Annotated in this window: 21 protein-coding genes; 11 read left to right on the forward strand and 10 right to left on the reverse strand. The window is 49.8% G+C overall.

What is annotated here, in order from left to right; translation table 11 throughout:
- The first annotated feature begins 122 nt into the window (after positions 1–122).
- The gene (locus JQX58_RS06595) at positions 123–1,064 is read left to right on the forward strand and encodes a LysR substrate-binding domain-containing protein (protein ID WP_204146042.1); all 942 of its coding nucleotides are present in this window, start codon (positions 123–125) and stop codon (positions 1,062–1,064) included.
- On the opposite strand, the gene paeA is transcribed toward JQX58_RS06595, so the two are convergent.
- The gene (gene paeA, locus JQX58_RS06600; RefSeq protein WP_204146043.1) at positions 1,061–2,350 is read right to left on the reverse strand and encodes a polyamine export protein PaeA; all 1,290 of its coding nucleotides are present in this window, start codon (positions 2,348–2,350) and stop codon (positions 1,061–1,063) included. The two genes, JQX58_RS06595 and paeA, sit on opposite strands and share 4 nt — an antisense overlap.
- Before the next feature lie 141 nt (positions 2,351–2,491).
- A complete protein-coding gene (mtgA, locus tag JQX58_RS06605) occupies positions 2,492–3,169 on the reverse strand; it encodes a monofunctional biosynthetic peptidoglycan transglycosylase (protein ID WP_204146044.1) in 678 nt (225 codons plus the stop codon).
- Between the two features lie 191 nt (positions 3,170–3,360).
- Between mtgA and dmeF the strand changes: the two genes are divergently transcribed.
- From dmeF to JQX58_RS06620, 3 genes are all read left to right on the forward strand, one after another.
- Positions 3,361–4,308, forward strand: a complete 948-nt coding sequence (gene dmeF, locus JQX58_RS06610; RefSeq protein WP_204146045.1) for a CDF family Co(II)/Ni(II) efflux transporter DmeF — start codon at positions 3,361–3,363, stop codon at positions 4,306–4,308.
- A 9-nt stretch (positions 4,309–4,317) separates the two neighbouring features.
- Complete coding sequence (locus JQX58_RS06615; RefSeq protein WP_204146046.1) at positions 4,318–4,734, forward strand: MarR family winged helix-turn-helix transcriptional regulator; 417 nt, start codon at positions 4,318–4,320, stop codon at positions 4,732–4,734.
- Between the two features lie 120 nt (positions 4,735–4,854).
- A complete protein-coding gene (locus tag JQX58_RS06620) occupies positions 4,855–6,861 on the forward strand; it encodes a PAS domain-containing protein (RefSeq protein WP_204146047.1) in 2,007 nt (668 codons plus the stop codon).
- Between the two features lie 39 nt (positions 6,862–6,900).
- Here JQX58_RS06620 and JQX58_RS06625 read toward each other — a convergent pair whose 3' ends face one another.
- A complete protein-coding gene (locus JQX58_RS06625) occupies positions 6,901–8,004 on the reverse strand; it encodes an alpha/beta hydrolase (RefSeq protein WP_204146048.1) in 1,104 nt (367 codons plus the stop codon).
- 523 nt (positions 8,005–8,527) lie between these two features.
- Between JQX58_RS06625 and JQX58_RS06630 the strand changes: the two genes are divergently transcribed.
- Together JQX58_RS06630 and JQX58_RS06635 are read left to right on the forward strand one after the other, a co-directional pair.
- Positions 8,528–10,483 carry a methyl-accepting chemotaxis protein gene (locus tag JQX58_RS06630; protein WP_204146049.1) on the forward strand — a complete coding sequence of 652 codons (1,956 nt, stop codon included), beginning with the start codon at positions 8,528–8,530 and terminating at the stop codon, positions 10,481–10,483.
- 130 nt (positions 10,484–10,613) lie between these two features.
- On the forward strand, positions 10,614–10,931 hold the full coding sequence (locus JQX58_RS06635; RefSeq protein WP_204146050.1) for a DMT family transporter: 318 nt from the start codon (positions 10,614–10,616) through the stop codon (positions 10,929–10,931).
- A 38-nt stretch (positions 10,932–10,969) separates the two neighbouring features.
- Here the strand turns inward: JQX58_RS06635 and JQX58_RS06640 are convergent, their stop codons facing one another.
- A complete protein-coding gene (locus tag JQX58_RS06640; protein WP_204146051.1) occupies positions 10,970–11,455 on the reverse strand; it encodes a YehS family protein in 486 nt (161 codons plus the stop codon).
- 223 nt (positions 11,456–11,678) lie between these two features.
- Between JQX58_RS06640 and JQX58_RS06645 the strand changes: the two genes are divergently transcribed.
- Positions 11,679–12,341 carry a metal-dependent hydrolase gene (locus JQX58_RS06645; RefSeq protein ID WP_204146052.1) on the forward strand — a complete coding sequence of 221 codons (663 nt, stop codon included), beginning with the start codon at positions 11,679–11,681 and terminating at the stop codon, positions 12,339–12,341.
- Here the strand turns inward: JQX58_RS06645 and JQX58_RS06650 are convergent.
- Positions 12,338–12,946: a LysE/ArgO family amino acid transporter gene (locus tag JQX58_RS06650; RefSeq protein ID WP_239090205.1), complete on the reverse strand. Its 609-nt coding sequence runs from the start codon at positions 12,944–12,946 to the stop codon at positions 12,338–12,340. The two genes, JQX58_RS06645 and JQX58_RS06650, sit on opposite strands and share 4 nt — an antisense overlap.
- 106 nt (positions 12,947–13,052) lie before the next feature.
- On the opposite strand from JQX58_RS06650, the gene JQX58_RS06655 reads away from it, so the two are divergent.
- Complete coding sequence (locus JQX58_RS06655; protein WP_204146053.1) at positions 13,053–13,955, forward strand: LysR family transcriptional regulator ArgP; 903 nt, start codon at positions 13,053–13,055, stop codon at positions 13,953–13,955.
- Here the strand turns inward: JQX58_RS06655 and JQX58_RS06660 are convergent.
- The 4 genes from JQX58_RS06660 to JQX58_RS06675 all read right to left on the reverse strand — a co-directional run bounded on the left by JQX58_RS06660 (position 13,948) and on the right by JQX58_RS06675 (position 16,260).
- Complete coding sequence (locus JQX58_RS06660; RefSeq protein WP_204146054.1) at positions 13,948–14,439, reverse strand: hypothetical protein; 492 nt, start codon at positions 14,437–14,439, stop codon at positions 13,948–13,950. The two genes, JQX58_RS06655 and JQX58_RS06660, sit on opposite strands and share 8 nt — an antisense overlap.
- Before the next feature lie 104 nt (positions 14,440–14,543).
- Positions 14,544–15,191, reverse strand: a complete 648-nt coding sequence (locus tag JQX58_RS06665; protein ID WP_204146055.1) for a DUF799 domain-containing protein — start codon at positions 15,189–15,191, stop codon at positions 14,544–14,546.
- Positions 15,188–15,574 (reverse strand): DUF4810 domain-containing protein, encoded by a 387-nt coding sequence (locus JQX58_RS15440; RefSeq protein WP_204146056.1) that lies wholly within the window; start codon positions 15,572–15,574, stop codon positions 15,188–15,190. The genes JQX58_RS06665 and JQX58_RS15440 overlap by 4 nt, the downstream gene beginning before the upstream one ends.
- 2 nt (positions 15,575–15,576) lie before the next feature.
- Positions 15,577–16,260, reverse strand: coding sequence for a CsgG/HfaB family protein (locus JQX58_RS06675; protein ID WP_204146057.1), 684 nt, complete (start codon positions 16,258–16,260; stop codon positions 15,577–15,579).
- Between the two features lie 181 nt (positions 16,261–16,441).
- Between JQX58_RS06675 and JQX58_RS06680 the strand changes: the two genes are divergently transcribed.
- Together JQX58_RS06680 and JQX58_RS06685 are read left to right on the forward strand one after the other, a co-directional pair.
- A complete protein-coding gene (locus tag JQX58_RS06680) occupies positions 16,442–16,750 on the forward strand; it encodes a 4a-hydroxytetrahydrobiopterin dehydratase (protein ID WP_204146058.1) in 309 nt (102 codons plus the stop codon).
- A gap of 78 nt (positions 16,751–16,828) precedes the next feature.
- Positions 16,829–17,905, forward strand: a complete 1,077-nt coding sequence (locus JQX58_RS06685) for a mechanosensitive ion channel family protein (protein WP_204146059.1) — start codon at positions 16,829–16,831, stop codon at positions 17,903–17,905.
- 2 nt (positions 17,906–17,907) lie between these two features.
- Here JQX58_RS06685 and JQX58_RS06690 read toward each other — a convergent pair whose 3' ends face one another.
- Positions 17,908–18,513, reverse strand: coding sequence for a YrbL family protein (locus JQX58_RS06690; protein WP_204146060.1), 606 nt, complete (start codon positions 18,511–18,513; stop codon positions 17,908–17,910).
- Positions 18,514–18,822: 309 nt separating this feature from the next.
- Between JQX58_RS06690 and JQX58_RS06695 the strand changes: the two genes are divergently transcribed.
- Complete coding sequence (locus JQX58_RS06695; protein ID WP_204146061.1) at positions 18,823–20,313, forward strand: transporter substrate-binding domain-containing diguanylate cyclase; 1,491 nt, start codon at positions 18,823–18,825, stop codon at positions 20,311–20,313.
- Positions 20,314–20,316: the final 3 nt, after the last annotated feature.

Here is a 20,316-nt window from a genome sequence, read left to right on the forward strand (position 1 = left end):
TGCTGAGCATGCGGCATTTATGTGGCCATGCTAGTGAAGTTAAATGACAATCGGAATAGGTGTTAAATTGAATTATTATCAAATATATTTTGATAATACATTTCTAATGAAGGTCCTGAGTCGTGCAAATCGAAGATCTTAATGTGGTGTTGACCGTGGCGGAGCTGGGCAGTATCACCGCGGCCGCCACTCAGCTGGATATGCAGACGGCGACCGCGAGTGCGGCGGTAAAGCGCGTCGAGGCGTACTTGGGCGCGCCCTTGTTTATCCGTACTACGCGTCGCTTACGGCTGTCGGCCATCGGAGCAAGTTATCTACCTCAGTGCCAGCAAGCACTGCAGACGCTGGCGCAAGCCAAGCAGGCGGTGCAGCAAGAGCAAGGCACCATGCGCGGCGAAGTGCGTTTGTCGGTGTCCTCTGATTTGGGCCGTAACCTCGTAATGCCGTGGCTGGATGAGTGGTTTGATGAGCACCCTGAGTTATCGATTCGCGCGCATTTAAGCGACACCAATGTGGATTTTTACCGCGACAACATCGACCTCGCGCTGCGCTATGGTGCGCCGCCGGACTCCAGCTTGTACGGCTTTAAAATCTGTAACGTGCCACGACTGCTGTGTGCGAGCCCAGCTTACTTAACGGCGTACGGTACGCCGCGAGTACCAGACGATCTCAAGCAAGGGCACAACGGCTTGTTTTATCAATTACGCAACATCTTAAACGATGCTTGGCAGTTTTATGATGGCACAGGCCAAGTCTATAAGGTGAAGCCGCGGTCCAATCGCTGTGCCAACGATGGCGAGTTGGTGCGGCGCTGGTGTGTGGCGGGCAAAGGTATTGCGGTTAAATCGAGCTTAGACATCAGCGGCGATTTATTAGCTGGGCGCTTGGTTCCGCTGATGTCTGATTATCAAATAGAAATGGGGGAATTGTGGCTAATTTATCCGAGCAAAAATATCACCACGCCGGTGATTCATTTATTACGGGATCGCTTGCGCGAGCGCACACGAGCACTACTGACGGCGCTGATTGAGCGCCGTCTCCTACCACCTGAGGTGCTAGATTAGCGTGGCTCACTAGGCACGCGCGTGACCAAAAGCTGCTCCACGCGGACCCCTTCTAGATCGAGCACTTCAAACTTATAACCCGCGTGTAGCAGTGAGTCGGTGCGCTTGGGTAAGCGTTTAAGTTGATAGATGACAAAGCCTGCGATGGTTTCGTATTGGTTGCGATCAGGGAAGTCCTCGATGTCTAAGTGGCGCATGACATCGTTGATGGGCGTTAAGCCGTCGATCAGCCAAGAGCTGTCATCCCGTTTCACAATGTGCTCGGCATCGTGTGAAGTAATCAAATCGCCCATAAAGCTATTTAGCAAATCTTTTACCGTGACCAGTCCGACCACGGTGCCGTATTCATTGACCACCACCGCAAACGCTTGGGGCGCGACCTTAAATGCGTTGAGAGCCTCCGACAGGGTCAACGTCTCTGGTAGGTAAAAAATATCCTTATCAAGCTGCGCCAGTGGGATGTTGGCTTGTTCCCCTTTGAGCACTTGGCGCAAGATTTCTTTGGATTCGATGATGCCTAAAATCGTATCCAAACCACCCGCACAGACTAAAAAGTCATTGTGTGGATGCTCGATAAATTTTTGCGTGATCGCCTCGCTGTCTTCTTGAGCATCAAAATACACAATTTGGTCGCGCGGTGTCATGGCGCTGCCAATGGTGACACTGTCCAGCTCAAATACGTTGCCAATCAGTTGATATTCCTGCTTTTGCAAACTGCCATCTTCGGCGCCCGCTTCCATCATGGCGACGATGTCTTCGGTAGTCACTAGTTCCTCTTGCTGAGTCGGTAATTTCAGCAACCTGAGGATCATGTTGGTGAGTCCGTTGAAGAAAAATACTAGCGGCATCAGCACAAATGTCATCCAGCGCATTGGTGTGATTACGCGCATGGCAATGGCTTCGGGCATGATGATCGCCAAGCGCTTAGGCAGTAGGTCGGCAAACAAAATGAACAGTGAGGTAAGCGTGATAAACGAGAGCCAAAAGCTTATCTGATCCAGCAGTGGCCCTTGGTACACCATCGCAACCCATTCTTTAAAATACGGCGTCAGGGCTTGCTCACCAATGATACCGCCCATGATGGCGATCGCATTGAGCGCAATCTGAATCATGGCGAAAAACGTCCCTGGATTCTGCTGTAAGGCGAGCACAGCACTGGCGTTAGGGTGGCCGTCTTCGACCAGCATGCGCAGTTTGATCTTGCGGGCCGCGGCCATGCCGATTTCTGACATGGCAAACAACGCACTGACCCCGATTAATAAGCCAATGCCAAACAAATCACTCATACACACCTCATTTCACGACCGACGCAATCAAGCCGTGTGTGGGCGTCCTGAGTAGGTAAAAAGGGGCGCGCCATAAACGGCGTTTTCTGATCAGAAAACAGCCGCATTATAGAAGTAAATGGGTTTAGAGCAACGCTTATTTCACTCTAAAATCGCCGCTAAATGTTGCGGCCCTAGTTGGCGCATTTGACGCTCGATCCAGCTCACTCGTTGGCTCAGCTGGTAGCTTAAACGATTCGGATTGCGCTGGCGTGGATTGGGCAGTAAGACTGCTAGTTGTGCCGCTTGGCGAGGTGTTAGGGCGCGGGCAGAGCGATTGAAGTAATGCTGGCTGGCAGCTTCGACACCATAAATACCAGGCCCAAACTCGGCGACGTTTAAGTAGATTTCTAAAATGCGGTGTTTGCCCCAGAGTAACTCTAGGCTCATGGCTAAGCTGGCTTCCAGTCCTTTGCGGATCAAGCTGCGACCAGGCCATAAGAATAAGTTTTTAGCGGTTTGCTGAGTGATGGTACTGGCGCCACGCAGCTGTTCGCCGTCGCCGTAATCGTGTAACGCATTGCTGATCGCGGTGAAGTCGACGCCGTAATGCAGCGGAAAGCGCTGATCCTCAGAGGCCACAAATGCCAATGGCACATAATCGGGTAATTCATCTAAATCCACCCAAGACTGCGTCACTGGTGCATCGCTTTGCAGCATAAACGCAGTCGTCGGGGGCGGCACAAAGCGAAACAGTATCAACAGTAGCACGAGCAAGAGTGCCAGCTTCCAGAATACAGACCAGAGCCAACGAAAGATCGGATAGCGTCGTTTTGCCATGAATAACCCTAAAGGTAAAAAGTTAATAACCAATGCTAGTAGATCATAGCAATTTTTCAGAAGATCGTGCTTATGGTCTGATTTTTTCCAATTTAGCTCCTAACACTCAGAGCACATGATGTCTTCAGTATTTTACTTTGATAATCAAATAATCTACGCTTTATTTATATTTGATAATCAAAGTAGTTGTTATGACCATACCGAATTGCAATAAAACCGAACAGTTCTCGTATTTTGACGCGCAGAATGAAAAGCGTACGCGTTATGTCTTGGCGCTGACATTTGTCACCATGGTGTTGGAGATTGGCGCGGGTACGATTTTTGGCTCCATGGCGCTGTTGGCAGATGGCTGGCACATGGGCACGCACGCGGCGGCGTTTTGCATAACTTTGTTTGTGTATCGCTACGCGCGCAAGCACAAAGACAGCGGTAAGTTCTCTTATGGCACTGGTAAGGTCGGTGTATTAGGCGGATACACCAGTGCTGTGTTGTTGGGACTGGTGGCATTTGGCATGTTGTTTGAGTCGCTGCATCGCTTGGTGGAGCCAGTGGCGATTGAGTTTAACGCCGCGATTGGTGTCGCGGTGATCGGTCTAGTGGTCAACATCGCCAGTATGTTCTTACTTGGCCATGATCACGGCCACGACCATGGTCACGGCGGACATTCACATGATCATCATCACGGGCACGATCATGCTCATGACCACTCACATAGTCACCATGATGATCACAATCTACGCGCCGCGTACATTCACGTGCTGACCGATGCTTTGACCTCGGTATTGGCGATTGCTGCGTTGTTGGTCGGTAAGTATGTCGGCTGGACTTGGCTGGACCCCATTATGGGCGTAGTGGGCAGTATCATCATAGCTAAGTGGGCCTGGGGGCTAATGCAGCAAACGTCGCCGATCTTGCTCGATAAAGCGATCGATGAAGACTACAAACATCAGTTGGTTGAGACGGTTGAGCAAAGCGGCGCACGCTTACAGGATATGCATATCTGGAAGGTCAGTGCCGATCATTTTTGTGCCACGCTAACGCTTAAGGACAGTGAGCAGCGTTCGCCTGCTTTCTTTAAGCAACTACTGCGAGAGTTTGATAAGATTGACCACATAGTGATTGAAGTGAACCCAGCCTAGGAAGCTTACATGTCTAGCATCGCGACCTTAAACAAAGTACTGACGGAATACTACGACAAGATGGCCTCGTGGGAAGCCTGCGTGGTACGTGAGTCAGAATACTCGTTGGCCCAGATCCACACCTTAGAGGTGTTGGGTAATTATGGCGCGACCAATATGAAAACTCTGGCTCATCGCTTAGGCATCACCACCGGCACCTTGACGGTGCAGGTGGAAAAGCTGGTCAAACAAGGCTTGGTGCAGCGCCAATACAGTGAGGACGATCGCCGCTCCATCACGGTGGCGCTGACCGATGCTGGCCAAGCCATCCATGAGCATCACAATGCCTTACACATCGCCTTAACCGAAGATCTCACCAAAGACTTCAGCGACGCGGAACGCGACACCTTGATCGCTTTGCTGAGCAAGGTGAATCAAGAGTTTTAAGATACCAACCTTGCCTGTGCTTCGTTGCCAAAGTACAACACTCCGTTACGTTACACAGTGGTATTTGTAGATAGGTTTGCTAATTTACTTAATAAGGTTAGGTAAATAGGCACACTCTACATGAGCGACAGTACTCCACAGTATGATGGTTTCGAAGCGGTTTTTAGACACTCTAAAGACGGCCTTGCCATTTTCAAAGACGGCTACTTTGTTGATTGCAATCAATCCATGATTGAGCTCGTAGGCGGTACCCAAAAAGAAGACTTTTTAGGGTTAACGCCGTTTGAATTCTCGCCGGAATATCAGTTTGATGGGCAAAGCTCAGCCGAAAAAGGCATGGCATACATTAATCAGTGCTACGCTGAAGGCAGTGTGCGTTTTGAGTGGATACATAAGAAGCTCAATGGCGAACCTTTTTGGTGTGAAGTCATTCTGACCAAAATGGAGCTCAACGGTGAAGTGGTTGCCCATACCAACTGGCGCGACATCTCCGAGAAAAAACAGCTAGAGCTGGATCTTGCCGAACAAAAAGAAACCTTTGAAACCCTATTTAACGAGTCTATGGATGGCCTGTGTGTATACGATGGCAAGCAATATGTGGACTGCAACAAAGCCTTTCTAAAGATGTTTGGCTTTGCCAAAAAAGAAGACGCGATCGGGCTTAACCCTGGGGATATTTCACCCGAATTTCAGGCCGATGGTCGACCTTCCAAGATCGCTGCACGAGAGATCGTACAAGACTCCATGGAAAAGGGCAGCGTGCGCTTTGAGTGGGTGCATAAGCGCGTCGATGGCACCGAGTTTTGGACCGAGGTCATTGTCACCAAAGTGATGCTCAATGGCGTCAATTCGATCTATGCGGTGATCCGTGACATCTCGGAAAAGAAAAACTTAGAGCTTGAGCTTGCGGATCAGAAGCTTACCTTTGAAACCTTGTTTAATGAATCCGTCGATGGCCTGACTTTCTTTGATGGTGAACGCTATTTAGACTGCAACAAAGCCTTCTTGCAGTTGATGGGATTCCAGCACAAATCCGAAGTGATTGGACTCAATCCGTTAACCATTTCGCCCTCTCATCAAGCTGACGGGCGCACCTCCGAAGAGCATTTTGATGATCGTGCTGCCGAGTTGTTTGAGCACGGCAGTACGCGCTTCGAATGGCTGCACAAAAAAACCGATGGTACGCCGTTCTGGACCGAAGTGATTGTAGGGTTATTGTCATTAAATGGCCGCGAAGTGACCTACTCGATCACCCGTGATATCAGCGAGAAAAAAGCGCTCGAGCTTGAAATTGTCGAGCGCAATGAGGCACTAAATCAGTCCAATGCCGATCTAGAAGACACGATCGACAACCTTAAACAAACCCAAGACAAATTGGTCGAGTCAGAAAAGATGGCCAGCTTAGGTTCATTGGTGGCGGGTGTGGCCCATGAGATCAACACGCCTGTTGGCGTTGGATTGATGGGCATAACTCAGTTTTTAGAGGACAGCTACGAGCTACGCCAGCGCTATGACCACGGCCAGCTGACCGAAACGGACTTTGAAAGCTTTCTAAATAACGCCAACGATATCTCTGAACTGGTGAAGAAAAATCTCGAGCGCACTGCGCACCTAGTCAAAGGCTTTAAACAAATCGCCGTCGATCAAACCAGTGAAGAAGAGCGTCAGATCAACCTAAATGATTACTGTGAAGAGGTGGTATTTAGCCTTGGATCGGTGATTCGCAAAGCCCGCGTTAGCGTAGAGATCGATTGTGCACCGGATTTAAATGTGGTCACCAACCCTGGGCTGTTGTCACAGGTGCTGACTAACTTGATTGTGAACTCGATGAATCACGGCTTTGGTGATCAAGGTACGGGCACTATCCGTATTGCGCTGCGCGAACAAAGTGAGCAAACCTTTGTGTTGAGCTATAAAGACAATGGCAAAGGCATCAGTGCGGCCAATTTGCCGAAGATATTTGATCCCTTCTTTACCACCAATCGCGGCCAAGGCGGCACGGGCTTAGGTCTTAATGTTACGTACAACATTGTTACGGGGCCGTTAGCTGGTGCGATTCGCTGTACTAGCCAAGAAGGTCATGGGGTGGAATTTACGATCAGCTTCAAGGTGAAGCAGCGACTATAAATGAGAGCGGCCCACCTTAAGGTGAGCCGCTGGCATAGCTTAGGCAAGGTGCTTGTTGAAGAACTCAGTCATCTTATCAAATGGGATGATGTCAGTTTGATCGTATAGATCCGTGTGAGTCGCCCCAGGAATGATCATCAGCTCTTTTGGCTCGGCCGCTGCTTCGTACGCGGTTTCGCTGAAGTAACGCGAGTGTGCGTTTTCACCATGAACAAATAAAATCGGACGCGGTGAGATTTCATCAATGTAAGTCAAAATCGGCAGGTTCATAAACGGTAGCGGCGTGGTGAGTGACCAAGCTGCATTCGAGTTGATCGCACGCGGATGGAAGCCACGTTCCTTTGACTTGTAGTAAGCGGCGTATTCGACCACGAACTGCGGCTCGCCACCTTCAAGCTCCAGTGACACTGGGCCGTACGCTGGCTTACCATTTTCGGCATCTTTCCAGCGCTGTTGGCTAAGTTGCTCTAGCGTTTGTTGGCGCTGCTCAGGTGTGGTGCTGTCGTTGTAACCTTTCGACATCACGCGCGTCATATCGTACATGGTGCTGGCTACGACCGCTTTGACACGTTTATCAACTGCCACCGCGCTCAGTGCCATGCCACCAAAACCACAAATACCGATCACGCCGATACGCTCACGGTCAACATTAGACTGAAGGCCGATGCAATCGACGCCTGCACTAAAGTCTTCGACGTTGATATCGGGTGACGCAACATTGCGAGGTGCGCCGCCGCTTTCGCCGGTAAACGATGGGTCAAACGCCAAAGTGATAAAGCCACGCTCGGCCATGGTTTGTGCGTATAGGCCAGAAGATTGCTCTTTGACCGCACCAAATGGACCGCTTAACACCAAAGCTGGCAGCTTACCGCTAGCATTTTTAGGGGTGTATAAGTCGCCAACTAAGGGAATGCCGTAACGGTTTTTGAAGGTGACTTTTTGGTGGTTAACCTTATCGCTTTTCGGGAAGGTTTTGTCCCACTCTGAGCCAATCTCAAGTTCAGAGCTTGAGTGTGCAAACGCTTGACCGGATGTCATCGCCGCGACGCTTGCTGCGGCAATACCTGCACCAGTCATTTTCAGTAAATCACGGCGCTCTGCGCTTTGTAGGGATGCTTCTGTCGATGGGATATCTTGGCTCATACTCTGGTCTCCTTATGGGGATTAGGCCATATCAATGAAAATCACTTACCAAAGTGTTACTGAGTAGGGGCAATTTACGTAGTCGAATTGTCTTTAGTTATTGCCTAATGATGCAAAAAACTGAGCGTTAATGTTGGCTTGGCTGAGACATCTGAGATGTATGACCTCCGTTTTTTTTCCCTGCAAAAGCTGCAGTTCATAAAGCTTTCACAAATACTCGTTAGTTTACTCAGAGCCAATGAGTAGCCTGAATAAAATAGAAACTACTACAGCCATTGTCATGACTGGGATACAGCGGTGCAAGATAAATGATTTCTGTGGTTATTGATCCGTACTCATGATAGCGTGGCGATAATTAAGTCAATGGAATGACATATTCTTTACAGATAGCGAGCCGTGCTTCGCTGTCATGCCGAGACTTAAGCACATAATAACAATGCTCGGATTTACGTGAGGCGTGTCAGATAGCGCTAAGCGCTGCTAAAGGCGCCCTCACGTAGTAAAAAGAAGGAAAAAATAGTTTATGGATAAATGGCATCGCTTAGCTCTGCGTACGCGCTTTTTCTTGGTGGTTGGTTTGCTGCTACTGGTGCAGCTGTGTATCGTGATGACCAGCCAAGCACTTCTCACCAGTCAAGATCGCTTAGATCGTTTGCAACAGTATGAATTACCGCTCGCGTTAGAAGGTATTGGTAGCGGTATTCAAGCAGAGTTAAACAGCATGATTGCCGGCTCACAAGCGCTTGCGAACAATCCCGTGATCACCCAATGGGTACAGCAAGGCATGCCCCAGAGTGGCTTTGAGCAGGTCTCCCAAACCATGGTCAAAACGCAATCCAACCTCGGCGCACTGGGCGTATTTCTAGCGGCCAATGATGGCAACCGGATGGCCTATTATCATTACGAAGATGGTCAATTGCATGAGCGTCCACTGACTCAGTCAAATCCAGACGACAGCTGGTACTTTGATTACCTCAGTCGACAGCCAGAGTACGAGCTGAATCTAGATTCCAATGATTTCAGTGGCAATGATCTGCGCATGTTTATCAACTTTTCCAGCACCGAGCTAAACGCTGCAGGCCGTCCTTATGTAGTCGCCGGTGGCGTGATGGATTTAGCGGCGGTGGCAAAGCTGATTCAGTCTTACCAGATTGGTGCTAATGGCACCGTGTTAATGGTCGCGGCGAATGGCCAAGTGGACGTCGGCCCAAGTGATTTACCGCAAGACTTAGCCTTGGCGCAAAATCCCACGATCGCCCCTCTTATTCGCCAGCCGAGCACCAGCGTACAGGTGGCAAAAGGTGATTGGCTTGGGCGCGACAGTTATATTGCTTCTTATTGGTTACCATCGTTGCAGCGCTATGTGGTCGCCACGGTACCGACCAGTGAGATTACCGCGGATATTCGCAACAACCAATTATTGATCGCAGGCTTATCGTTGGTGCTTTTGCTGGTTGGACTGCTGGTGCTTTACCCTGTCACAGGCGCCTTGATTCGCCCAGTCGTGCGTTTGCGTGAGCAGATTCGTCAAGCATCGGAAACGCTCGACCTATCGATGCAGTTTAAGACCCGTGACCAAGCGGAGATCGGCGATTTATGTGCCCAAATGACACATTTGATGGCACGGTTGCGCGGCACTATGCAAGAAGTGGCGGTCGTTTCAAACGAGACGGAAGATCTGTCTGAGCAATTGGAATCTGGCGCCCAAAGTACCACTCGCTCGTTTCATGAGCAGCAAGCCGCCTTGGCGCAAATCTCGGCAACCATGGAAGGCATCGCTGAGCAAGTATCGACCATTGCTCACTCGGCGCGCGAGGCGGGAGACCAGTCAAGCCAAGGGCGTGATATCTTGGCGCAATCGGTGCAACGCTTACAGATCAGTGTCAGCGCCATCGAACAGTTGCAAACCGAGATGAACGCGAACCGCGAAGAAATGAGCGTGTTACAGCATCATGGTGATGAAATCCTTGTGGTGTTAGACGTCATCCGCGGCATTTCTGAGCAAACCAATCTGCTGGCGTTAAACGCTGCCATCGAAGCGGCGCGTGCCGGTGAGCATGGTCGCGGCTTTGCTGTAGTTGCCGACGAAGTACGTCAGCTGGCACAGCGTACCTCCGACTCTACGGCCAATATCCAGGGCATGATCGATACGCTACGTGGTGCAACGCAACGTATGGCAGATCAAATGCAAAACAGTACCGAAAGCACTGAGAAAGGCTTAGCTGGTTTGCATGAAACCCATGCCAAACTCGACGATATGAGCCATCAGCTGACGGCGGTCTTTGATCGCAATGCGCAAATCGCGCAGAGCACACAAGATCAAGAATACTCCATCAGTGAGGTGCACGAAGGTTTACAAGCCCTGTCGACGCAAGGGGAAGTGGCGGCGACCATGGCCGATCAATCAAGCTCCGCTACGCGTCATTTACGCGATCGCATGGGGACACTAAAAGAGCATATGAAGGTGTTTACCTTTTAGTAAACGCTGAATGTGGGTCAGCACAGGCCGGTTGGGCTATAAGAGAATGTTATGTATAACTTTAAACCGTTAGAAATCTGGTTATCATGGGCGTCAAATTCAGATGACGTAGTATGAAAGGATAATTTTAATGGGTTGGGTGTACTTAATTTTGGCGGGTCTGACAGAGATCGGCTGGCCGCTTGGGATGAAGCTGGCACAAACCACAGGGCACAAGTGGCAGTGGTTGCTGTTTGCTGTGGGTTTTATGATCATCAGTGGCTTTTTGCTATGGATGGCGCAAAAGCAAATCCCGATGGGCACGGCTTATGCGGTGTGGACCGGCATCGGCGCCGCTGGCACATTTTTGGTTGGCGTGTGGATGTTTGGCGATGCGACCTCATTGTTGCGTTACATGGGCATCTTGTTAATCATCTCAGGTGTCGTCGTCCTCAAGCTCGCACACTAAGCAGAGACGGGCTTGCTATGCTGCAAGCCCGTATGGCGCTATTTAGGCGCGTTCGCCGAGCTGTTTTTAGCGCGAACGTGTAGCTGCAAACCCAATAAAAAGTAGCGCAAGATCTGATCTTTACACGGGCGATAGTGGCGATTATCCGGCTTACGGAAAAACGCGCTTAGCTCGTGTTTACTCAAGTTGAACTCCGCCAAGCGCATCATCTCAAGCATGTCTTCGGCTTTAAAACTCATCGCAATTCGCAGCTTCTGCAAGATCACATTATTATTCAGACGCGTTTCTGGCACCGGTTTTTCGCCCTCACGCGCGCCGCGGCGCTGGATAATTAAGCCATTTAGAAAAGACGCTAACTGCACATCTTCCATTGGCTCAAAGCCTTCCATGTCTTCTTTTTTTAACCAAGCCGCAACCTGCGCTTCTGTTGTATTCACGTCGGCCAAGGCAAAAATCTCGACCATGGTGCTGTCTTTAAAATCGAAGGTGTAGCGTACGCGACGCAAAATATCATTGTTGGTCAAAATAGAATCCAGTGAGTTAATAAACCAGCTTAATCCAAATGATTGCTGGGGCCGGATCATGATAACAGAGAAGCGCGCTAGGCTCTTGTCTAGAGCGTGTCAATCGGCATTACTTTTTCCTTCACAGACTCTTTTCTCAGATTACTGTAGTATGCGCACACTAACGCGCTAACGCTTTAAATAGCGCGTTTTATAAGCAACTTTTGTGAAAGGATAATGCCGAATGGCAGATTTTAAAACTCACGTCAGTGTGGCCGCCGCCTTAAGTATTCCATTGGCTGCGGGCACCTACTTTTTCCATTTAGCGAGCCTTACCGATGCCTTGTTATATGCCTTGGCTGGTACGTTAGGGGGCATGCTGCCTGATATTGATGCCGATGAGTCGATTGCCATACGCATCGTGTTTCGGCTGTTTGGTGCGCTGACCGCGGCGGTGTGTGGCTGGCTTTGGTTTGATGAGCTCTTGATTTGGCATGTCTTAGCCTTAGCGCTGGCCAGTTATTTTGTGGTGCGTATTCCAGTGCAGTGGGTGTTTGAGCGTCTGACAGATCATCGCGGCGTGCTGCACAGCCTGTTGGCCAATGTATTATTCACCGTCGTCGCCGTACCGATCGCTTATCATGTGCTGGGCCTAAGCGCCAAAACCGCATGGGGTATTGGTGCTTTCATTTTCTTTGGTGCCACGGTGCACCTAATTTTGGACGAGGTCTACAGCATCGATTTGAGCGGCATGCGCGTCAAACGCTCGTTTGGCACCGCTTTAAAACTCACTGACTGGAAAGAGCCGTTGGCTTCTTTGATCTTTGTCGTGGCTTGTGGCGTTGGCTATTGGTTGAGTCCAGGCCTTGAAGCGTGGCAACAGTCTCTGCTGGCGCTGACCCCTTAAGCCAATGCCATCCAGTAACTAAGTGTCAGCATCAGTATTGCAATGCCCGCATCCAAGCAGCGCCATGCTGCTGGCTTACTAAACACTGGCCGTAACAATCGCGCCCCAAACCCTAAGCCACAAAACCATAGAATGCTTGCCATACAAGCGCCTAGGGCAAACAAAATTTGGCCGATCCCCGTATATTGCGCTGACAAACTGCCGAGCAGCACCATGGTGTCTAAGTAGACATGAGGGTTTAAAAAGGTAAACGCCAAACAGGTTGCGATCGCGGCTTTAAGAGAGCCGGCGGATGCTTGCGCCGCCTGTAAAGCGGCGTTGCCGGATAATGCACGGTAGGCTGCTTGCAGGCCATATACGGCTAGAAATACCGCGCCGCCCCAGCGCAAATATTGGATCAGCAGCGGCCAGCGCTCTGTTAATACTCCAATCCCTGCAACGCCTGCACTGATCAGGAGAATATCGCTAAGCGAAGTGATCAGCACGATAACGCCCACGTGCTGACGCAACAGCCCTTGGCGCAACACAAAAGCGTTTTGTGAGCCAATCGCAATAATCAATCCGGCGCCGGTAAACAGCCCCGACAGTAACGCCGTTAACATCATCTTTAGACCTATTAGTTGAATAACGGCGCTATGATGGGCGGTCAGTTCTAGTTAGTAAAATTAATAAAATTGGATATAGTTAAGAAAAACTAATCTGGAGCGCAAAATGAGTTTAGTACACCCGCAGTTAGCGGCTTTTGCGGCAGTGATCGAAGCCACCAGTTTTGAAGGCGCTGCGCAGCGTTTGCATGTCACGCCTTCGGCTATTTCGCAGCGAGTGAAGGCGCTTGAAGACCGATTGGGGCAAGTGTTGGTCGTACGTCAGCTACCTTGTCGGCCGACCGAAGCGGGCCAGTCTTTATTGCGTAAAGTGTGGCCCATGCTTGCATTAGAAAGTGAAGCGTTAGAAGCCTTTCAGTTAGAGCTATCAGCCAATGCGGCAGCGCGTCCGCTCAAAATTGCGGTCAACGATGACTCTTTAGAAACCTGGTTATTGCCCGCTTTGGCCGAGCTTCATCAGCAGTTCGGGTATTTGTTTGATGTGATGGTCGACGATCAAGATCATTCGTTGCACCGGTTGCGTGAAGGAAGTGTATTGGGCGCGGTAACCGCGGATCATCGCCCGATTCAAGGGTGTGCAGTAAAGCCGCTTGGCACTATGCGTTACCAAGCCATTGCCAGTCCAGAGCTGGCTCAGCGTTATTTTGCAAATGGAGTGAATGCTGACAGCTTGCGCCAAGCGCCGATGCTGGTTTTCAACCGCAAAGACGAGCTTCAGCATCGCTTTATTGCGCAGATCACGGGGCAAACACCCTGTCATCCGCCCACACACTATCTGCCAACTTCAAAAGGATTTGTGGACGCTGCAGCACTCAGTATCGGCTGGTGTATGGTGCCTGAATGCATGATAACAGAGGCCTTAGCGCACAAGCGCGTCTGCTTGCTGGCACCAGAGCAACCAATAGAGGTGCCCCTGTATTGGCAACACGCCTCGGTTCGCTCGCAAACACTAGCGCATTTAACCGAGGCACTGCGTCGACATGCTGAGCAGATGTTAGGGGTTACTTAAGCTGGTAGTCACAGACTGCCCAATCTTCGCCGTCGGTCCAGACACTACCCGCTTGGCGGTCGATGTCTTGCTGCTGGCTTTGTGCGCTAAAGAAAATACCGTGAGTAGCAGAGGGCGCGCGGCCTTTCACATCAATCTTGATGCGATCGTCTTCGATTGCGCCCACCGTGCCGACACTGTTTTGCCAAGTGCAGACCGACGCACCTAAGGGTTTGGGTTGCTTAAGGTTGTGCTCATAGCGGGCTTCGCGAGACTGCGTTTCACGCTCCATTTGGGCGTTATCCTGTTTGGCTTGTTGCTGTGCTTGCTTTGCTTCAGCAAGCAGTGGCGTCTCGTCTTTGCTCGAGGCTTGAGCTTGGCTGCTGTGTTGCTTGGCTGTGGTGACTTCGCCTTGAGGCTCACTCACTGGCTCGGGATTCGACACAGCACTACATGCGCTCAATAACAAAGGCAGAGCGACTAAAGTCAAATTACGTATCAACATGAGCAATCCTTTTTGTCCTATAAGTTGACTCTAGCTTAGCACTGTTTGAATTTAAAAAGTGAGCACATAAAACCCAATAAAAAACCAAGCTACTATGTGTATCTTTACGGTTTGGGGGGCGGCGCGTAAGGTCCTTCAAGTAAGCCCTTGTACCTATCATTAATGGCAATAATATTGGCACTTCGAGCCAGTTGCGGCGTTTGATCATTTACCGAATTAAGGATCTGCGTGGCAACCGCGTTAAGAATCGCAGAGGTCAGGCTGCTACTAGAATCAGAGCTTTTCGAAGCACTGGCTTTGGCGTCCCACAGCGTAACGCCGGTTTGGCTATCGACCAAACGCATCGAAACATCGACTACGGTGCTAGAGGACAGCAGGTTAAATTTCTGCCCCCAATCGTGGATCTCAGTGTAAAGGACTGCATCGGCGCCGATGTGCTCATAGAGCTTATCTAGCGGCACTAAATTCATTTCTTCGGGCGTTGGTAAACCATTGTCCTTCATAAACTGGTCAATCACCGCGACCGGAAACACGTAGTAGCCTTTTTCGCCTAAGGGCCGACTAATGGTCGAAATAAACACATAAGGTGCTTGTACTTCGAGCGATTGGTTTTTGGGCGGGATCACCAAAATTGAGCGCGGCTCAGCGGCTTTCAGGGCGTCATAATTATAAGGTGCCGGTGTCGTACAGCCCGCGAGCAGTAGACACAAGCTCAGGCCGAATAAGGTCCGCACAGCGGTTAGATATTTCATTGTGCACCACCTTGTAAGCGCGACAGCATGCCGTCGACCATCACCGTTGCCTCAGGAAATAGGGTTTTCTCCATCACGAGTTCTGCCTTGGCTTGCGCCATATTGCCTTGCATGGCGTATAGATAGCCTAAATGCGCATGCACACCAGGGGCGATGGTCAAACCTTTGGCGTGGCTTTTCTCCACGTCCGCCTGCAATGTGAGGATTTGCGTCGTGGTGTCGGCACTGCCGGGCTCAAAGTACATGTCGTACACTAAGCCCTCATAATGGCCCCAGTAAAAAGCCGGCTCACGCGTGGCACAGCCGACCGCAAGTAGTGTCAAACCAGCGAGGCAGGCTAGCCGAGCGGTCTTATAACAGGATAGAAGAGTGCCACGTTGCATCGTTATTCAACGCTCCACGTGCCATTTTCCAGATCACGGACGATGTTGTTGACCGCCTCAGTAATCGCAAAATTCAGTACCTTGCCATTCAGTGTGGCATCGTAACTGGCGGTCGAACCAAAGCCGATGACTTCGCGGTTGCTAAGCTCGTATTCACCGGCCGCTTGAGTCGCGTATACGATTTCGCCATTGATCACATCGACGATGTTTAAGCTGACTTTGGCGTAAGCGGTTTGTGTTTTACCTGAGCCTAAAATACCGAAAAGTTGCTTATCACCGGTGATCTTGCGACCAAATTCAGTGACATCGCCAGTTAAAGTGTAGCGAGCGCCCGTCAAGCTTTGGCTGACGCCATTTAACTCGGCTTCGCGTTTTAGCGTTTCTAGGTTTTCACGATCGACCACTTTAAAACGGTTGGTTTGTTGCAGATGAGTTTTTAAAATGGTTTTTGCTTGGTTGCCTAGCTGATCCACATTGCTGGAAAACAGCCCTTGCATGTAGGACGAGCGATTCTGGAAGTTACCCACTACTAAGGTAGTTTTTTGACCTTGATAGTTGGTTTTATAAGTCGCCACGGTCTCAGATGGCACCATACGGTTGGACTGTGTTGCACTACATCCCACTAAGCCTAATGCGATGATTGCTGCGCCAAACGCCAGTGATTTTTTAATAGAAAAACGCGCCATAGAAAACTCCCCATAAGGCTCGTGAAAAGCAGTGCTGCGAAAATGCCACTGCAGATTATTTGCACGATTGTATAGCGCTTACAGGACAGGCGCCAGTGCAAAAATAGCGCTCTGCGCTAGTCCTATGACGCATAGATGCGTTACCGTGGTGAGCATGTACCATTTAACATTAAGGATGCTTATGTCGCGTCAAAAATTAACCCCAGCAGAGATTGAAACGGCTCTAGCTGAGCTCAACGCCGCCACAGAAAATGCTTGGCAAATTGAAGACGGTAAGTTGAGTAAAACCTTTAAATTCAAAGACTTTGGGCAGGCGTTTGGCTTTATGACCCAATGTGCTCTGTATGCAGAGAAAGATGATCATCACCCAGAATGGTTCAACGTCTACAACAAGGTCACGATCCAGCTGATTACGCACAGCGCCGCAGGTCTATCCGCTAAGGATTTTGCCTTTGCTCAAAAGGCGGACCGCTACGCTCAGGGCGATTGAGCCATGGTCGCCATCAGAGCATGTCGGCCGCGTAATTTGCTGTTACAGTGAATAGCGATTAACCAAGGATGATAGGCTATGCCAGAGAGTCAAACAAACACTTTAGTGCCCGCACCAAACTCAGTAATGGGCTTTGATCAAGATGTATGGACGTGGGACTTTTTTTATCAGCAGTGGCTACAGATCGTCCATGCCTGTGCGCAAATCTTACCTACCTTGTTATTGGGTTTAGCGCTATTCGTGTTGTGTTATCTGATGTCTGGCCCTTTATCGCGTTTGCTGATTCGTCCGATCGCATTAATGACCGATAGTAAGTTAGTCGAAGTCGTGGTGAGGCGAGGCATCAGCACTTTGATTATATTGCTTGGCGTGTATTTATTTTTGCGCTTGGCAGGACTGACGGAATTTGCCGTGGCCATCATGAGTGGCACTGGCTTGATCGGCCTGATCCTCGGTTTTGCTTTTCGCGATATCGCCGAAAACTTCATTGCTAGCTTGCTATTGAGCATCCAGCGACCCTTTAAGATTGACGATGTGATCGAAGTCGATGGGCGCGTAGGCGTTATCCGTAAGGTGACTTCACGGGCGACCACACTGGTGGATTACGATGGCAATCATATCCAAATCCCTAATGCCACCGTGTACAAAAACACCATCAAAAACCTCACCGCTAACCCTAAAATGCGCGCTAAAGTGAGCATCGGTATTGGTTATGAAAACGATATTCGTAGCGCTCAAACCTTAGCCTTAAGCATCGCTAATCAGCAGGCTGCGGTATTAAATGAGCCGCCCGCACAAGTCTTAATCGAAACCTTAGGCGCTTCGACCATCAATTTAGTGCTGTACTTCTGGGTCAACAGCGAACAGCACAGCCCGCTAAAAGTCAGCTCGCAGCTGATGCGTGAATTGGTCGAAGAGTTTACGCGTCGGTCGATCAGCATGCCTGACGACGCCCGCGAGCGTATCCTGCTGAACGTGCCTACCGCTCTAACTCAAACTACTGAACCGGCTCGAGAAGACACAGAGACTCAAGAACCAAGCACCGCCACGCAAGAGCCCCCTGCAAGCCTTAATGACACCAGCAGTGATACAGATGATATTCGTGAGCAAGCTGATCAAGCCCGTGATCCTGAGCAAGGTAAGAATATTATTTAGGGTTAAAACGTAGGGATTTGGCCGGTTTGAATGCTTTCTAGGACGCCTGCGCGCATTTTTTCTGTGCGGCGCAGCATGCCTTGGATGACCTGCTTGCTTTTTTTCCTAGCAAGTGGGCTTAATACCATACGTGACAAAGATTTAAAGCTCATATCGCGTGGGCCAAAGCCATCGACTAAGACAGGGGTTAAGCGGCCATCTGTTGCTTTGCGCATTAAAATATTTTGGATGCCATCATCGTGCAATAAAACACCGCACTTCAGGACTTTTTCTTGCAGAGCCTTGATGTAGGCAAAGCCTTGCTCAATCGAGAGCAAGTTAGCTTCGATGTATTCTTCAAGGCTTTTAGATACTTTGCCGTCATGATCTTTAACGATCTCAGTCACCACGCCTTTACCCATGTTGGTGGCCACGGTGCCTTTGTATTGCGCAATGAAATCCAACGCATGGCGGCGGTGAAAGTGGTAAAACACGATCTCTGTAATATTGCGGTCTTTGCGCGGGTTATGGTTAACCTTGATGCACAAGTCGTTGTGACTTGGGTGCTTGAACACCGTACGGCAACTGCCTTTGGCAAGATATAAGGGATCACTGAGCGTTACGTTCACGAAAGCCTCGGGGTGTTAAAACTAATAACAGTGGCCCAGTGAAACTTTAGAGGTTGCTTCCTTGAACCATCGCTGACGGTAGTGCCATTATGCCACAACAACAAAGATTCACATAATTGAAAACAGATTGTCATAGTTTTGTGCGTTTTGTGTCAGCTAGGCAGTGCTGGTGTAGTATTGATCTGCCCTCACAGCCTTTTTTGAGTCAATCTTGTAAGGATGGTCAACAGCAGGCCATTGAATTACTATAAGCTACTGTTATCCAATATCTGCATCTTAGCCTGCAGGTATCTTGTCGATAGGGACGTTATGAAGACAAATGCATTTTTGACTAGAAGCTTACTGAGTGGCTTATATCTGCTTCTACTCAGTATGTCTGGCATGTCGTATGGACAAGATATCTTGACGGCTGAGGAACGCCAGTGGCTAGCGGATCAGCCCGTGATTCGCTTTGCCCCCGCCCCTAATTATCCTCCGGTCGAGTTCTTCGATGACAACAACGAGTACCAAGGCATTACCGCCGATTTTATTCGCATCATCGACCAGAAATTTAACTTTGGCCTCAAACTTGAGATCGTACAGCTAAAGAGCTGGGGAGAAGTGGTGTCGGCAGGGCGCGCGCGTGAGGTCGACATGTGGGGCGCAGCCGAACAAACCCCAGCGCGCAGTCAATATATGCAATTCACTCGGCCTTATATTCGTTTGCCGGCGGTGATTATCGTGCGTAATGAATTCGTCGGCGAAGGCATCGAAGCGCTGGAAGGCAAGCAAGTTGTCGGTATCGACAATTATGCCTCTTACGAGCATTTGCAAGAGCATTATCCACAACTCAACACCATGGCCGTGCCAGATATTGAGACCGGCCTGCGCATGGTCTCTTATGGCTCGGCGGATGCGATCGTCGCCTCCAACGCCGCCGCGATTTACTACATCGAAAGAAATGGCCTGACCAATCTTAAAGTCATCGGTGAATCCGGCTTTGAGTGGAATTTACGTTTCGCTGTAAGAGACGACTGGGCGCCGCTACTGTCCATTATGCAAAAAGGCTTAGACGGCATCACTGCACAACAAAAGCGAGACATCTACCGCTACTGGATTAATTTGGATTCGGTAGAAGACGGAGCCTTTTCCCAAAATGGTCGCTATATCACTTTGGCAGGCGTTTTGGTGGCGATTTTACTGGTCTTGTTAGGCTGGTGTGTTCGTAGAAAATCGAAGCTTAAAATGCAGCTACTGACTCAGCGCCTCGAAGAACAGAAACAAATCGAACAAGAGCTCAAAAACCTGGCGACGACCGATGCCTTAACCGGCACTTATAATCGACGCGCTATTTTAGAAATGGCACATGTAGATCACGCAAAATGCCTAGCAGAAGGGCAACCCTTTAGCGTGCTGTTGATGGACATCGATCACTTTAAACAAGTGAACGATCAATACGGTCATGAGGTAGGCGACCGAGTCATCAAGGCAGTGGTTGATGTTTGCAGTGAGGTCTTGCAGGTCAAAAGTCTTGGTCATATAGGCCGTTTTGGTGGCGAAGAGTTTGTGATCCTACTGCCAAATACAGATCAAGCTGCCGCTAGCATCCTCGCCGAACAGCTCAGAGAGCGAGTCGAACGAGAGCCAATTCAATGCGTCAAAAATGCGTGGCACTCTGCCACCGTCAGCATTGGCTTGGCGTCACAGGATAGCTATGAGACATTCGACGAGCTGTTAAATCGAGCGGATCTTGCCATGTACGAAGCGAAAAAAGCCGGTCGTAACCAAGTCGCTATTTCACAAGAGCTGGTTGCTGGCTAATAG

This window comes from Marinomonas ostreistagni, assembly GCF_016888445.1.
Taxonomy (GTDB): Bacteria; Pseudomonadota; Gammaproteobacteria; order Pseudomonadales; family Marinomonadaceae; genus Marinomonas; species Marinomonas ostreistagni.